The sequence below is a fragment of the Paenibacillus sp. Soil787 genome (genome assembly GCF_001429545.1).
GTDB lineage: Bacteria > Bacillota > Bacilli > Paenibacillales > NBRC-103111 > Paenibacillus_E.
Genome location: NZ_LMSP01000010.1, coordinates 88,734 through 105,627, shown reverse-complemented (window position 1 = coordinate 105,627; position 16,894 = coordinate 88,734). Strand labels below are relative to the sequence as shown.

General features: G+C 46.4%; 10 protein-coding genes. 2 read left to right on the top strand and 8 right to left on the bottom strand.

The annotated features are described in order from the left end of the window. From ASG93_RS11870 to ASG93_RS11850, 5 genes are all read right to left on the bottom strand, one after another. On the bottom strand, nucleotides 1-1,223 hold a 1,223-nt coding region (locus tag ASG93_RS11870), incomplete at its 3' end, for a discoidin domain-containing protein (RefSeq protein ID WP_235550825.1). Nucleotides 1,224-1,549: 326 nt separating this feature from the next. Continuing rightward, nucleotides 1,550-8,089, bottom strand: a complete 6,540-nt coding sequence (locus ASG93_RS11865) for an S-layer homology domain-containing protein (RefSeq protein WP_056832131.1) — start codon at nucleotides 8,087-8,089, stop codon at nucleotides 1,550-1,552. A 301-nt stretch (nucleotides 8,090-8,390) separates the two neighbouring features. After that, entirely contained in the window at nucleotides 8,391-9,254 is an 864-nt protein-coding gene (locus ASG93_RS11860; RefSeq protein ID WP_056832129.1) for an MBL fold metallo-hydrolase, read from the bottom strand. An 84-nt stretch (nucleotides 9,255-9,338) separates the two neighbouring features. After that, nucleotides 9,339-9,755, bottom strand: coding sequence for a hypothetical protein (locus tag ASG93_RS11855; RefSeq protein ID WP_056832127.1), 417 nt, complete (start codon nucleotides 9,753-9,755; stop codon nucleotides 9,339-9,341). 744 nt (nucleotides 9,756-10,499) lie between these two features. Beyond that, the gene (locus tag ASG93_RS11850; RefSeq protein WP_056832126.1) at nucleotides 10,500-11,075 is read right to left on the bottom strand and encodes a cysteine hydrolase family protein; all 576 of its coding nucleotides are present in this window, start codon (nucleotides 11,073-11,075) and stop codon (nucleotides 10,500-10,502) included. Nucleotides 11,076-11,239: 164 nt separating this feature from the next. On the opposite strand from ASG93_RS11850, the gene ASG93_RS11845 reads away from it, so the two are divergent. Further along, entirely contained in the window at nucleotides 11,240-11,848 is a 609-nt protein-coding gene (locus ASG93_RS11845; protein ID WP_082614868.1) for a TetR/AcrR family transcriptional regulator, read from the top strand. A gap of 252 nt (nucleotides 11,849-12,100) precedes the next feature. Here the strand turns inward: ASG93_RS11845 and ASG93_RS11840 are convergent, their stop codons facing one another. The 3 genes from ASG93_RS11840 to ASG93_RS11830 form a co-directional block, all read right to left on the bottom strand. Beyond that, nucleotides 12,101-12,877 (bottom strand): pirin family protein, encoded by a 777-nt coding sequence (locus ASG93_RS11840; protein WP_056832124.1) that lies wholly within the window; start codon nucleotides 12,875-12,877, stop codon nucleotides 12,101-12,103. Nucleotides 12,878-12,927: 50 nt separating this feature from the next. Continuing rightward, nucleotides 12,928-13,371, bottom strand: a complete 444-nt coding sequence (locus ASG93_RS11835; RefSeq protein ID WP_056832122.1) for a MarR family winged helix-turn-helix transcriptional regulator — start codon at nucleotides 13,369-13,371, stop codon at nucleotides 12,928-12,930. 127 nt (nucleotides 13,372-13,498) lie between these two features. Continuing rightward, nucleotides 13,499-13,993: a hypothetical protein gene (locus ASG93_RS11830; RefSeq protein WP_056832120.1), complete on the bottom strand. Its 495-nt coding sequence runs from the start codon at nucleotides 13,991-13,993 to the stop codon at nucleotides 13,499-13,501. 271 nt (nucleotides 13,994-14,264) lie between these two features. Here ASG93_RS11830 and ASG93_RS11825 point away from each other — a divergent pair, with 271 nt between their 5' ends. After that, a complete protein-coding gene (locus ASG93_RS11825) occupies nucleotides 14,265-15,743 on the top strand; it encodes a S8 family serine peptidase (protein ID WP_056832119.1) in 1,479 nt (492 codons plus the stop codon). Nucleotides 15,744-16,894: the final 1,151 nt, after the last annotated feature.

Here is a 16,894-nt window from a genome sequence, read left to right as displayed (position 1 = left end):
ATTGGCGTTTGGAAAAAGGTTGGGATGAAGATGAGTAACACCTCGATCGTYTGCGTACGCGTTGCCCAYACTGAGTCTGGGTTCAGCTTGACAGCAACAGACGAGATGGAAGCATTTGCGCCCAAGCTTACGGCAAGCGTAGCCGGATAAGCACCGGAACCACTCTCCCAGTATGTAGTGGCACTGCCGTCATTCGCATTTGTTGCGACATATGTTTGCGTGCTTGACGATGCTGTGATCGTTTTGCCCACAGCGAGGTTGGTACCGCTTGCGACACTGCCGTTACGCGTTACCGTATTGCTTGCGGCAGAAACGTTGCCTGCTGCATCCTTCGCTGTAACGTAGTAACTGACCGTGGCCGTATCCGGCTGGCTATCGGTGTAAGTAAGYACATTGCCAGCTACACTTCCGCGCAGACTGCCATTCGCGTAGATGTCGTAGCCGGTTACGCCTACATCATCCGTTGAAGCGCTCCATGTCAGTTTGACTTGACCAGAAGYTGGCGTTGTGTACGCCAAATTTGCTGGTGCAGTCGGCGCCTGTGTATCCCCAGTCGCGGCTCCGTATACTTCAAATTCGGAAAGCTGCGCAGCAGGCCAGCCTGTATTGGCGGTGACTGTCAATTTGACATATCGGGCAGAAGCTGCCGTGAAATTAATGGTCACAATGTTGTTGCTTGTAGGATTAAATGTATAGCTAGCTGAGTCTGTGAGATTGGTATATGTAGAATCATTCAAGCTACCGAGTACGGAAAGCGTTTGGGTCCGCGTTCCCCARCCGMCAGGAAGCTTCAGYACGACCTGATTGACGGAATACGTGCTTCCCAAGTCTACGCGAATCGATTGGGGAAATGCATTATTCGTGCTTTCCCAATATGTGGCTTGATTGCCGTCGTTGACGTTAGTCGCCACATAGACATCGTTATAGCCGGTTGCGGTGACTGGTTTGCCTGCCGATAGATTCGTGGCTGCAAGAGCAGCTGGCACTGCTATTCCTAACTGAGCGAACAATACCGCCAAAATAAGAGAGGGCTGTTTGATTATGACGTTAGTCGCCACATAGACATCGTTATAGCCGGTTGCGGTGACTGGTTTGCCTGCCGATAGATTCGTGGCTGCAAGAGCAGCTGGCACTGCTATTCCTAACTGAGCGAACAATACCGCCAAAATAAGARCGACAAGCATAATTCTTGAATTATGAACTCGATTGAACTKCAACTTCATTAGAATTAAACCTCCTAATTAGTAAACATGTAAAATTTGCAGGTACCTGTTACAAAAAAATGAAAGCGCTTCCCACTCCTTCAGCGATTAAAGTGACGCCGCTTAATTACTAACCTCCACCTCCTATCCTAGCGACGGCCGCTATCTTAATCATAACAAACAAGTGAATGAGCGTACGATGTGCATCTTTACTTAGTTCGTGTGCAAAATTACGAAATCTTACAAATTTCAGGAAGAATTATTTCATTACAATAATTATTTCAAATGGCATAACGAGAAGACCTCTCAGCAAGTGAGAGGTCTTCTTTTCTTTCGTCTGAGCCTGCTTATTTATTCATTAAATTCGCGTCTTGCAGCAGTCGATGCAGCAGAACCGCCGCTTCCGCACGCGTTGCCAGCGCCTGTGGCGCGAGTGACGAATCACTTTGGCCTTGCATCAAGCCACGAGCGACGATATCTTGCATAGCGTCTTTGGCCCATTCGCTTATCCATACACGATCTGCGAATACACGCAACACATCTGCATGTGATACAACTGGATTCGTATCCGCAAGCTTCAGTGCCCGCTCGATCATAACGGCAATTTCTTCACGCGTAATGGCCCGATCAGGATGGAAATTGCCAGTATCATCGACTTCGATAAGTCCATACTCAGCTGCTGTAGAAGTGGCATAAGCGAACCAATCGTGAGCGTTGATGTCGTGGAAAGCAGATGGCTTCGGCTGTGATACGCTTGCAGCAAGCCCCAGCGCACGTACCAGCATAGCCGTGAACTCTGCTCTAGTCACCTGATCGTCTGGTGCAAAGGAGGAGTCCGATTTTCCGTTTACGATCAGCTTTGAGGCCAGCAATTCGACCTCCGATTTCGCCCAGTGCCCGGTAAGATCAGCAAACGTTTTGTTAAGGAGTACGACGGTATAGATACTATTCGTCGTGCTTTTGATCGTTACAACAGTTTTACCATCCACGATGGAGAACAAAGCAGGAACATATTGGAACTCGCCAGTTTCCGGATGATAGACAAGAGCTGTTGCCGAGGAGGCGTCTACGGCACCGTCAACGGTCAACGTTCTGGTAACATAGATGTGACCAAAATGATTAAGTACTAGGGTCTGGTCACCAGCAATCAATGTAACCTCAAAGCTAACTGGTGAATCCAGCAGTTTCCCGCCGAGCTGGGCAGCCTGCGTTTCGACCTTGTTCCTTTGATCGCCATCCTGCTTCACGATGCTCACTTTCAGCGTAGCTTTTGAAAGATCTACACCGCTTATGCCTTGCGCAGTAAGCAATTTCCCAATATCGGCAGGAAGTACAAAGCTTGCATTCAAATGTTGAATGATAAGTTGCGCATCTGGCATCGCAGTCACGACTTTCACCAATGACGATGCTGGCAGTTGGAACTCAGCTGCGTTGCCTGTTAATTCGCTTTGAATGCGGATCACGGGTTGATTGTTTTTGATAAAATCCGCAATCTGCTGATCAGTGATCTGAACGATTGGCACATCCGAGCTATTGCTTGTCGTGCCAGATGGTCCACTTGTAGGATTTTCTCTGGGTATGCTTGGTTCGACTTTCGTGCTCGCAAAACCTTTGCCTGTTTCGTTAACGACAAAACCCGCACCGGCATTATTAGCTACATCTTGGATTTTGGCGTTGCGGATAATTACATTATCAAAGCTTGCAGAACCTGCAACGGTATTTGCGACTTCCAAACCTGTTGTACCTGCACCATCGATCACATTATTCTTAAATGTAACTTGGTTTACAGGTGATGTTCCTTGGATGGAAATGCCTTGGTACATACTGTCGAGCGCAATGTTATCGCTAATTAGGACAGGGCTGGCAATCGGTTTCGCATCGGCATAAACCCAGATTGCGCCAAAATTCAGATTGAGGCCAGCATCCCGGCTTCCTGTTCTAACCAGTGTGTTGCGCTGAACAAGCGTCGTCCCATCAAGAGGCGTAACCGGACTGAACCTTGTGGAGACAGTGATTCCCCCGCCGAGACCGATTGTATCTTTGAGCACGTTATCTGTCATCTTGTTATCCTTACCGCCGAAAACAACCATATTGTTGGACAGCCATGGCAGTTGGACAGTGTCGAAGCGGAACGTATTTCTGTCCGTGTTATCGCCTGGATAACCTTCGTTCAAAGTCGACCACATGGCTAGACCGTCGTCCCCGGCGTAGCGGACGTTCGTCTCTTCGACCATACTGTTTTTCGTGTTCGTGCTGAAGTTCATACCGTCCGCCATCAAGTTGCGGATTCGCAGACCGCCGACGTAGAAACCATCTGTGTATTGATCCTTGCTGACGCCAAAATCACCTCTCGGACGCGCAATCCACATTCCCGTTTTCGTATGCTCAATCCAAACGCTCTGGATCGTGGAGCCTGTTCCAAATGCGCCTTCAAACCCATTCGTATGTGCGTCGTCATTACGGATGTTCAACTCGCCGTCAATAGCCAAGTCATACACGCGAATGTTATTTCCGTTTCCGAAAAATTTAGCTCCTTTCAGATTCGTGTACCACATGCCAGCGCCGCGAATGGTTACATCGTTAAGAAGAAACACATGCTGCATCGTTTCCTGACTGACATTCACCCCAAGATCCGATCCGCTGCCATTGGATAATTCAAAATCTCCCGCAGGGAACCAAACTCCCTTATGCTGCGAGCTAGCTGCTGCCAAAGCATCCTTGAATGCTTGTGAATCGTCCTGACCATCGTTCGGAACCGCTCCAAAATCCGTGACTGAAACGAATCCGGCTGGCATTGTATAAGTAGTGTCAGGAGCTTGCTCCATTTCTGCAAAATCAATGAAATACGAAGACGCGGTGCTATTTGCATCCACTTGCAACTTGATCGTTGCTCCCGCATCCACATTGCTGATCCGTGTATGAATCTCGTCAAAGAAGCGGTGTGCGCTGCCCTGCTTTGGATCATTCGACCAAGGATAGTTGCCATATTCCCAAGCATATTTAGAAGTCAAATCCAGATCTTTAACTTTCGTACCGTTCACATAAAGTCCTATCTTCGCGTTCATGCCGGTTCCGTCCGCATTGTCAGGAATGGAGTAACGCAGTACGAGTGAGTTGGCTTTATGTGCGGCCTGGAATTGCACAAACTGACCGACTTGATCCATCTTCACTGCTTGCTTACCTGATGCTTCATTAGCCAACTCATGGTACGTGCGCGATGGACCAACGATCGTGCCGTTCGTTTCTCCCTGTTCGGCTTCATAAGTTGTATAGCTTTCAATAGCGCCTCTGTAAGCTTTGTTTACTGCTTGATGAACGATCAAAGAATCAATTGCAACATGGCCGCTATCCCCAGTTGCGAATTCGAAGGATACAGAGTTGAATCCTGCGCGAAGCGGAAGATTCACTTGAACGGCTTGCCAGCCGTTTCCTTTGGCAAAAGTCAGTTGCTGCGTTTGGATGCCATTCACAAGTAAGCTTAACGTTTGATCGGCAGCCGATGTATTCGCGTACTGAATTGTCGCTGCATACGTTTTAGCTTCTTGCGCGTTCACAGCGACAATCGCTCTTGCACCTGCAGCCACGAAATGATCTGCGTACCTGCTGCCGGAATAACCCGCTAGATTTGAGCCAGACTGAACGCCGCCGCTAAGGAATGCGTTTTCCAGTTCGTACACGGCATCTCCAAGAACAGGTTCTAAAGACCAAAGCGCTGAATCTTTCGATTGAGCAGTTGTTCCTTGCTTAACGGCCCCATCTTGAGCAAATAGACGCTGTCCAGTGATGGAATTGACAATTTGTTGATAGCCCAGCATGTCATTGATATTCCACTGCGCTGATCGCATACCGCTATCACTATTGGAGCTGGCCACTTGATTGTCTACAAGAGACTCAAGCAGGTGCCCAGTCGCGCGATTTTTCAGTGCTTGATGTCCATTCACTTGCTGGACCAGCCATTCGCTGCTTGCCTCCAATTCATTTTGACTGCCAAGTAAAACTAATCCCGATTGTTCATATACATATTGACCCGATTGTTTATTACCAATACGAACATAGTTGGTATCGTCAATAACCGGCGTTGTCGTTTTTACATTTCTAGTTTCGGAGTTATTTGGAGTCTTAAGCGTACCCGTTGCAGACTCAAAGGTCCATTCCAGCTTCTTTTCCGAATCTCCTTGCAGGAAATAAAGACCTCGTTCTGGATAACCAGCTCCATTCACCGTATTCAGGTATTCATCGTTAAAAGAACCATTATTGCTGCGTATACGGAATTTACCTGTTCCAGTAACGTCCTCGATTACCCACTGCGACGCTTGGTTATCGCTGGATGCAGCCGTGTCCTGCATGTAAGCATACGTATCGTTCATTGTCATATAACCGCCGGTAGCTGCATTTTTGAGGCGCTGAATGCCGCCCGCGGATTCGATGGTCCAATACGCATAGGCGTTGTCTGCATCTGGCGATCCATAAAGGATAGCGCCACTGCTATTTTCGAACAGATACTGGCTGTTATCCGCATTTTTGATACGAACTGGCGCAGTCGGCAGCGCTGCTGATACTTGTACAGGTTCTACAGCGAATAACGCACTGTCATCGTTTGCTTTGACTTTACTGACTTTGACGCCATTGGTTCCAGCTTCATCATAAATGTAATGCGCGTTGCTCCATCCGCTTTTCAACATCACATATCCAGGTGTATTGGAGTCTAGAAGCACCCAGTTCGCGCTGGCCCAAGCAGCATAAATCGTTTCGTACAAAAGCAGGTTCTCTGGCGGATTGTCCTTTTCAATGTCAGGTACGACATTTTCCAAAGCAAGGCCGTAACCGCTCTTCGCATTCTTGAGATAAACTTGCATCGAGTTATTTTGGGAGACACTGACGACCCAAACAGAAGAAAGATCGGATGACGGGAGATCTCCGTATTTCATGTTATGATCGGCGTCTTCGTAAAGGTATTGGCCTGTCTGTTTGTTCTTAAAACGCGCCGTCATCGGCAGTGTGCTGTCCGAAACCGGAACAAACCTCCAGTTTTTGCTTCCCCATGCAGCAGGAATTTCAATATATTCCGCGTATTTATTCAGATTTTGCACATTGATGAACTTCTGTTGATTAGGTTGCTGATTCGGATCATTTACACTATGGATTTGCTTCGTATCTCCGGTAGTTTCAATAACCCAAATCGCGCTGGTCCACGAATCTTCGACAGTTGTCACCTTCAAGTGTCCGTCCACAGGATTTTGAATATTGATGTAATGGCCTGTGGCACGGTTTTTGATCCGTTTGCGACCAGCGAACTTCTCAATTAGCCATTGCCCGCGTTGATTGTCCGATTTCACATTGCCATATTTCACATTGCTGTCGGTATCTTCATACAAGGCCAAAGAGGTCCATGTATTCACGATTTGCACGTACTGATTCACGCCGGCTACCACCGATGGATCTTCAAAAAGCCATTGAACCTCGTCCGTATTCGGATTTGCCACGCTGGATTGGGCAAAACCAAGACCATTCGTTACATGGATATAAGTCCCCGCATATACAGCGCTTTGCACCGTTACATAATCGTCGTACATCAATGAATTGCTGATCTGCCACTGATCGTCTCCAGAGCTATTCGGCTGGTGCAGGCTTTGCAGCGGATCACCGGGTTGTGAAATATTTTCCATACTGATATAGTTGCCGGTGCCGAGATTGCGAATTCGTTTCTTGCCGTTATAATCTTCAACAATCCACTGATACACATTCCCTGTCACGGTTCCAGATGGAATCGGCCCATATTTCACCGTGTCTTGATCCTCATACAAATATTTGTCACTCACCTGCTGTGAAGTGAAATTGGCGATAAGGACAGGCTTTACATCTGCCGCCATCTCGATTTTCCACTGAGCATTATCTCGCGTGGGTATCGACCAATTGTTGGAACGGGCGAACGTATCATCGAATTGGCTGTTCAGCACATAGGTCTTGCTTCCGGCTTCAATATCATCAGTATCTCCTGGAAGCCGATCGGTTCCTTTTGCGAATACGTTTGTAAAGGTTACCCATCCATCGGCTATGCCTACTGCCATGGTCCATTCATTTTTAGTTGTACCGGTAAACGGAAGACTTTTGATCTTATCCCAAAATGTACCTTGTGTAATGTAGTGACCTGTGGCCCGGTTCTTTAAACGCACTGTTGTTGACCCGTCGCCGTTAGCTGCCACCTGTTCAATGAACCAGTGTGAGTTCGTATCGTCCATGGGCACTTTGCCGAATTCGATAAGACCGTCTTTATCCTCGTACAAGTATTGTCCTGCGCGATACTGATTGACGATTCGAACAGGACTCTCATCGCTGGCAGTCTCTAATTGCCACTGTGGACTTTCCCAGGTAGCCCCGATATCGGAGCTCACTTGACCGTAGCCAAGCTGGTCTTCCTCGTGGATGAACAGGTTTTGTGTTAGATCCTTCACGCTGCGAATCGTCACATAGCCAGCCCGGCTAGCATCCTGAATAAGCCATTGGCCATTAGCTGAACTGCTGCCTATTGCATCGCCAGTCAAAGCATCAGATCGCTTGGTCACATGGTTAACGGTGATGTAATGACCCGTCTGCATGTTCTTGATTCGTTTAAAACCAGTGCCATCTGGTGCATCTTCCAGCAGCCATTTCGCTGATTGATCCGCTGCGCTCGTATAACCGTAGCGGACAACACCAGACGAATCTTCGTATAGATAATTGCCCTTCCACTTGTTTTTGATCCGAACGACCGAACCGCTAGCAGTGTTTGACGAGTCTGTAACACTCGGTCCGCTTGACGGAACATTCGCATAGGCCGTCGTTTGAAACGGCAGTACTAACAGAATGGCCAGCAGAATCATCAAATTTCGTCTAAATAAACGTATCACCCTTGACATTCCTCCAATTGAAATAGAAATAGCTTCCTCTTCCAAGTATATGAATGCGCTTTCATACGAGCAATGTGTAATATTATGGTAATCATGTCCAAATTTACTTACCTACAAAAAAGCATCCGTTTCTCATCAATATTTAATGAGAGCGGATGCATAAGTAATCTTCCTATTTCAATTGCTGAAGCAAAAGCAATATTAATCAAAACTCTATTTGGACGTCGCTCCATCGTTCATCCATTTATTTCTGTAACTCTCAACAGAGTATACTTGGAATGAACTAACGTCTTCATGCCGCTCATCGCCCCCGCATCTCGTTGACCAGCCGTTGCATCGCCTTTTTCATGTCCTCCGGCGGCTGCTTCACCCGTTCCCCGTGGCCGGGAAGCACCCATTCGAAAGTTTCAGCAGCAAGCCGTTCCATAGAAAGCCCCTGCTCTTCCCAGGAATACCAGCAATAATCCTCGAACGCCTCCAGCGCCCCTCGGTGCCGGTCCCATGCTAAGTGGTCACCCGTGAACAAAAACCGTTCCTGATACAGCAGCACCATCGAGCCACGTGTGTGGCCCGGAACAACGACGATTTTCATCTCGTTATCCCACTGTACATCCTCGAAGCCCTCAATCACATGTTCCGCGTCGGGTTGCGCCTCCCTCTCGATCGCATGGATGATGCGCTTGGCGCCGAACCGCTCTGCATACAACTTCGCATCCGCCACATCGTCCCGGTGCGTGAGGAAGATTGTATCGATGCCGCCCATTTCCTCGAACCTTCGAGCCAAGGACGGCACGAAGCGCGGCGCATCGATAAGCCAATTGCCTTTCGGCCGTAAGATAAAATAAGAGCTGCCGCCGAACGATTTGGGCGACGTATATCCACAATAATGGACACCATCCTCCAGCAGCAACGGAAAGTCGGCCATCGCCTCGGCGATGTCTCTCTTCTCCTCGCTTACTATAGCCGCTGTCGGACAAGAGAGCATGGCTTGCAGTGCCTGCTTCTGCTCGAGTCCCGTTTCAGGCTGTTGGGCAACGGTGGAGAATCCTTTAGCTTCGGTGAATATCCTCGGCGCGAGCTGGCGGCACGTATCGCAATCAATACAGGCGGACGTGACGAACAGCGGACCGGGCACATTCGTATCCAATCGGCGATGTGAGCTCATGCGATCAGCCTCCATTTAGGGTTAAAATAACTTCCCTTTTCCCTTAACAGTTGTGTCATAATTTTAAAAAGAATACGAGTTACATTACTTACTCGCACTAATATGGTTATCATACCATTCCCTACCAGTAGCCCACTTTTTAGAAGCTGGATTCTCTTTTAGTATTTCAGAACAGGCGATTGCCATAATATATTCTTCTAATCCATTTTTATCACGATTAGCAAATTTGGTGAGCATATAATTTAAAGACTTTTCTCCTTGCAAAACAATGTATTTGTAATCCTTATTACTATCTACACCTTTAATATAGTCATACGGATTAGAGGATAGTGCTACTGTATAATCTTTTGGATTAGTAATACTGTTAAGTTTTCCATCGATTGTTTGCTCAAAGGTTATATCCGATGAAACTTTTTCTTCAGTAATACTGCAACCAATCAAACTAAATAAAAATAAACCAGTGAGACTTATTACTATAACGTTCATTGATCTTTTTCTCATAAACTTCTCCTTTCTATTAACCGTTCTTTTCCGTTCTCGTTCACCATCTCTCGGCTTAGCGTAACAAACAAAAGACTTAGTTCCCTTTTTGCTGATGCACTTGAACAAGAGTTTATCATCTATGAACGCACCTACACGTGGTTTCCCAATATCTCTTCAAGGGTCTGTCCCTCCATATTCCATTTTTCTTTTGACCAAATATTTTCAGCTACAAAACGAATAGGTACATATGCATGATCTTGGTGATTCAACACTACATATTCCTTATTGTCCACTTCTTTGGTCACACCATTAAATACAAATTTGGCAGGTAACAAGTATGCTTGAATTGTGTCCGACGCATAACAGCGGTTGTCGCGGTTAAATCAATTCCGCAAATTAGACCTAATACAAACTTTTTCAAAACTCATCACTCCCAACGTTTAATTCTAAAGAATTAGACGAAGCGAACAAGCAATAAGTTTCCATTATAATTGGAATTTTTTACAAAATTTATTAAACACGGTATTCCACTAATCTGCCCGTTTAGTTCAATGAAATCAAAAAAAGGAGCTGCTTCTATGCAGCTCCTGAACTATAGTTTTCCGTTAATTCAGCACATATTTCAATAATCAAATGACTCCATATTTCGTCAAAGCAAAGTAAATGCCATCTTCACTTAGTTGTTTAGTAACGAAATCTGCATTCTGTTTGAGCCGGAGATGCTGGGAACCGTGGTGAGTTGGAGCGCAACACGATCGTGAGTTAGATGGATAAAGAAGCCACCCACGCGTCGACATGTACCACCTCGGCCTGATGGGGGAACACCTTCTCGATTAGAATGCGATGAACCTCGGGGTCGGCGTCGATACAGGCGTCGGAAAGCACCGTAAGGGCAAAGTCTCTATCTGCTGCTTCCCGCAAAGTCGACAGAACGACCCCGCTTGTGGCGATACCGCTGAGAATGAGCGTGTCGATCTGGCGGGACCGAAGGATCACCTCAAGGTCACTTCCTGCGAACGCGCTCACTCGAAGCTTGGTCACAATCGGCTCGTCCAGCCGAGGCTGCACGGATTCATGAATTTGCATCGTCGCTTCGGGAGCTGCCGCTATTCCGGCCCGATTGGCAATCCCCGCGAACATTTTGTTCCTAGAACTAATCTCGGGATAACCTGCTCGAAATGCGATACGTACGTAAATAACGGGAATAGTGTGACTGCGTGCGGCTTCAATAGCCTTTTGAAACGGAAGCAGTGCCTTCTCGCTGCCTACGAATCGCGACACGACGCTGTTTTGCATATCCATGACCAACAGCGCGCATTTGCTCGTTGAATTTTGCATGTGTTGTTATTCTCCTTTTCATCGAGTTGCAACTTGAATCGATCGCGAATCACCTCCCCGTCATAAACGGAGAACTCACTCCGTTTATGATTATACGGAGAACACTCTCCGTTTGTCAATAAATCACCAGTGATGTAATATTTATAAAGAGGTGTTATTCCAAAATGTCTAAAAAGAATATTTCAGCTGGAGACGGTGATACTACAGATTCCGTCGTTTTCACGCCTCCCGAGAAGGCATTGCGTGAAGATGCCAAAAGAAATCGGGATAAGCTGCTTAAAGTGGCCCATAGGGTTTTTACGACCGAAGGCATCTCCGTCTCGATGGATGAAATCGCCCGACGTGCCGGTCTGGGCGTGGGCACCGTCTATCGGCATTTCCCGACCAAGGAAGATTTGTTCTGGGCCGTCATTGTCAGCCACAAGACGCGTCTTATCGAAGAAGCAAATCAATTGCTTTACCACGATGATCCGGGCGAAGCGTTCTTTCATTATTTTGCAAGAATCATACGCGAGGGGATTGCCAACAAGGCGATCACCGATGCCCTTGTTGGCAGTCTGAATAAAGACGCTGGACGTTCGGAGGTTGCGAGGGATTTTTGGCGAGGGATTGATAATCTTCTCATCCGTGCCCAACAAAGCGGCTCCGTTCGGGCTGATGCTCGCTTTGAGGATATCAAAGTCCTGCTTATCGGCATCTTGCTGGCAACCGGGGTCGGCGGGACTTTTCCGGACCGCGTCGTGTCGATCCTATGCGACGGTCTTCGCGGGTAATCAAAAATAACCGCTTGCGACTCCCGAGAGCGCAAGCGGTTAAGACCCATATTTCGCCCTACTTGTTTGTGATACGGTTCCCCGCAATTAATTTTTAACTATCTTCCCTGTTAGCTGAGGAGAATGCCGGTCAATTTGCTATCGGCAGTCTAATGAGCACAACTTTTTTCCAAAAAAGACGTCATGTCTTAAACTTTATTAGTTTTAATTCAATATTCTTTAATTAAAGATATTTGGAAGTGAAAGCCACAATTATCTTTTACGATAGAGCGGATAACGCACCGTTGTTGGAACCTGGATGAGGATCAGCCGCATTGGCTCTTCATCCGTGTTCGTAATTGCTACCTCTGTCTCTGACTCAGCAGCTGCAAGAATAAAATCTTTGTGATGAAACTGTACAGGTTGCTTCGATGTCCCTGACTCTCCCCATGTTCCCTGCCCGCGTATGGCTAAAGCCGTTAATGTATAGCCGGCATCAATCTTATGTTGATAATGGGCACCGCTATTTACCTCAACATCCCACATTTTAATATCAGCAACCAACTGTATGGGAGCATCTGTACCAATTACCCTTTTCACTTTATACCCTGCTTCGTGGCTTTCTTGTGGAAATTCTTCATGCTCATACTGTCGATAGGTTGGCTCTCTCCGCATCGCTTCCGTCAACTCAGGCTCGAACCATATTTGAAAAAGCTCCGCATTGGCACTTAGTTTCTCTTGATGACTAACGCCAGAGCCTGTTTGCATGACCTGCGCCCCGCCGGCTCCGACTGTGCTGTCAGTACCCAGAGTATCCCCGTGAAAGGCACTGCCTTCTACCACATAAGTCATAATCTCAAAGCCTTGATGAGGATGCAGGCCGATCATGGCTTCGCTGCTTGAAGTGGCCCATGCCCAATAAAATAAGGGACCCACTCGCTTAATAACCGATCCTTCGCCTGAAAAGCCAATCGGTTTTTGCTCTTTGATTTTCCCGCCGTCAAATTCACCAATTCCCTGCATCGCAGGTGTGTACACTCGTGCTTGCATATTGAACAGCCCCCTAAATTTAGATTTCATCTCATGCGGCCAGCCTACCCCTACAGCACTCCTTTCCCCAATTTCTTGAGCAGTTCAATCGCCACTTGCTGCTCCTCCTGCGTAACAGTCTTCATTAAAGAATGGATTTTAGCGGCATGTTCGGGAAAGATCCGATTAAACAATTCATTTCCAGCGTCCGTAATTTCAGCATAGATCACCCGACGGTCTTCATTTGAAGGCACGCGTCTCAAAAGATCTTTCTTCTCCAGCTTGTCGATATTGTACGTTATACTGCCGCTTGTTATTAATATTTTCTCTCCAATTTGCTGCAAAGGAATTTTCCCCTTCGCATATAACACTTCAAGAATCATAAATTCTGAAGGTGACAACCCGTATTGTTTCGCATCCTGTACAGCTTGTTCCGTGATCGCTTTGTAAGCCTTGGAAAGAACAACAAACAACTTGAGGGAAGTCTCGTGAGCATTATCTAGTTGAATAGGCATTAAACTCACCTCCAGCTTTTATCTTTGATTCAAATATCTTTAATTCAAGATAAATGTACACCTTGAACTAATTAAAGTCAAGATTTATAGGAAAATATTTTAGGTTACAATCTCGATAATGGCAAATTTAATAGACTGGGTACCTCTTCGGAAAGTTTGTCATGCATAACCCAAAACTATAATCATGTATTTTAAAATAAAGTTCGCCGTCACCTTTACTTTCGTAAATAATACCTTCATTCTGTAAGCAAGTTTTGACTTCATCAATGAAAATGGAATTTGTTACTCCGAAACTTACATTTATCGTTGGCGGTAAAGCAAACATGGAAATAGGAATCCATTTTCTTGTCTTTGAAGGAATAACGGCATGTGCTGTTCCCCCAATTGCGAAAGTAAAGTTATCAGATACCTTATCAAGTCTGAGCTTGAGAACTCTAACTAACAATTCTCTGAAATGAATGACACTATCTACTGGAAATCCAATTTCTCTCAGATAAAGTATTTTTAACGGACCGTTGGATGGTAAAATGCCTTCCTTTACATAATTATGAGTAATGATTTCTAGTAAATTCCCGTCTCCATCTCGAAAATACACATTTTTCCCTGTCTCAAAAACGTCCACAATCCTGCCATCTATCCACTTTAGAAGTGAAATACGTTCCTTTTCGAACCACTTACTACATTTTCAAACTCTGAATGATTAACCTCAAAGGCAAAATGAGCTGGAGCTATTGGCTCTGCAGTTTCTTCGATTTTTACGATTAAATTGACCATTCGTCAAAAAAAGAATGGAATCGACATCACATTTGGTTCGACCAACCCATGTTATTTATGCATCCTGTCATTTACAATTTATTAGAATGCAATTTTCTTAAATTGAAGGAGGGCTATTTATGAAGCGTAAATGGACAACCCTGGTCGTATCCAGCATCTTGGCTGTCTCAACCGTAATGGGTGGCGGCATATCTGCAATGGCTGCATCGAAGAGCAACACAGGTGGAACTACTGTTCCAGCCAAAACCTATGTAATCGCATTCTCGAACCAGCTTCCGACTGGTTATGCAGCCATGATTCAAGCGGCAGGCGGGCAAGTTGTTCGGGCCATTCCTGAGATTGGAGGATTGGAGGTGCGTTCGTCCAGCACCGAATTTATGACCAAACTGCAGTCATTCAAAGATATTTCTGCTGCCAACGTTCAGATGGTACATAAGCTGAGCGATGGTACAGTAGATCCCTCTACAGCTGACGGTCAGCCAGTTACAGATATTCCCCAGCCGGAAGCAACAAGCAGCTACTGGGATTATCAGTGGGACATTAAGAAAGTGACGAATGACGGAGCTTCGTTTGCGATTGAAACCGGCGGCACAGGCGGCAAGCATAAGGCCGTTGTAGGCATTATCGACAGCGGTATCGATGCCAATCATCCCGACTTAAAAGCTAACTTCCTCGGTGGCATGAACTTTGTACCCGCAGGAACAGATGCCAGTGAAACCGGTGATCCTAACGATCTACTGGACCGCGAAGGACACGGAACGCATGTGGCAGGTTCGATTGCTGGGAACGGTAAAGTCAGAGGGGTCGGCCCGAATCTTGGCATCCGCTCCTACCGCGTATTTCCAGGCGGCCAAGGTGCGCCTACGGCCTGGATTGTAGCTGCTATCATTCAGGCGGCGAACGATAAGGTTGACGTCATTAACATGTCAATCGGCGGATTTGACTCCCAAAAGTATTATATAGATGGAACCAAATATTCGGATGTTGCTGACCTTTTGCTTTGGAAACGTGCCATTCAATATGCTGTGAACCATAATGTAACGGTGGTAACGGCAGCTGGTAATGAAGGTCTCAACCTACGCGACAACAAAGCGGTGACCGATTATCTAAACGCTACATACGGTTCCCCTGGCGTAGTATTTAAAGGAAAAACAACAGAAACACCTGGCCAAATCAATGGTGTCATCAACGTTTCGTCCTCTAATAAGTGGTCGACGAACAGTATCGCATTTTACTCCAATTATGGAATAAATCAAATTGATGTAGCCGCACCAGGCGGCGACAATGGCCCCGTATATGCTGCAACTCTGGATTTGAACCAACGGGATTTCCACTATCGCGCCCTAAGCACATGGCCTACTTATTTGCCTTCGTATTTCACTTCTAACCTGCATAGCTACGCGCTGCTCCACGGTACATCCATGGCAGCTCCGAAAGTGGCTGGTATTGCAGGCGTCATTAAAGCAGCTCATCCGGAGTTGAACCCTGCTCAAGTAGCCGCGTTAATCGAAAAAACGGCGATCGATTACGGCCCAACCGGTAATGATGCAATTTATGGCGCAGGTGAAGCGAATGTCTACAATGCCCTAGTCAAATAAGTTCATGATCGAACAAGCCCAGTGCCAAATACGGCGCTGGGCTTGTTTGATTTCTTACATACCTTTCTCTACCAAGGGATAACACCGTTCTCGTCAAAAAAACCGCAGCTAGGCCTATCCTCAGGGAGCTCCACGCGGCGAGATAATACGGTTGCGACTTGTTCAACGGTCCGTGTGCCCAGAAAACTGTTGAGACCCGTTGCCGTAAAACCCGGATCCGCAGCGTTTACCTTAATTGCTGTATCTCTAAAACTGACATTAGATTAGCTATCCTTATGACAAACAAAAAAGTTGTCACATCCACTGGATTATAGGTCGGCTTGAAAGCGAAACTCTGTGGAGTGATTCGAACATTTAAGCTGTAAATCTTAGGATCGCGGGGAACGAGGAGACGTTATCTCGGTAATTATGTCTATGAAGGACCCGCACGCGGAACGTAGGGGCCTTATTTTGGCGTTTTACCGGTTTTTCCACCCCGAAAGCGGGAAATAGAGGCTCCTCGTTCCGCGAAAACGTGAATTACGCGATTTTGAGAAAAATAGAGCTTCTACGTTCCGCTAAATCCGTTGATGCCGGTTCTACTGAAATAGCCTGCATAAGTGCAGTCTTTTTAATCGAGTCCGACGATTAGGGAGGAATCCCTGCAAATATACAGTATTATTTCAGCATTTCTGCTTGTACCTGAGAAGTAGCTGCGAAAAAGTGTATTTTTGCAGGCATTCTATTTACCGAGCTAAATAAGAGATAAAAAGGATGTATATATGCAGCCATATCTGCGCTTCGTTGAAGTTCGTATCGCACGTCGTTTTTCCCTGCTGCCCCTGTGACAGCGGAAAACCATCCTTTCGTGCAGAGCGACTGCCGCGTTCGAACGGCAGTTCAGTGATTGATGCCTAAATGAGTCACCACATCATTTGGCCGCAGCGGACGAGCGATTCTGTATAGGCGGCGGACCCTGTCGAGACGAGACGAACGGTTTCCCCCTCTCCTACACGCTGCTCAAAGCAGTCTTTATTTGATCCCCTAATCGACTTTATCATTGATATATACGATTTTTCGAACATAATTTGCGGTATTCATGGCAAAATTTTTCACTTTAGCCAGCCCAGGGAATTTTCTATCAAGCATCGAAACAGAAACAGTGCTCAAAC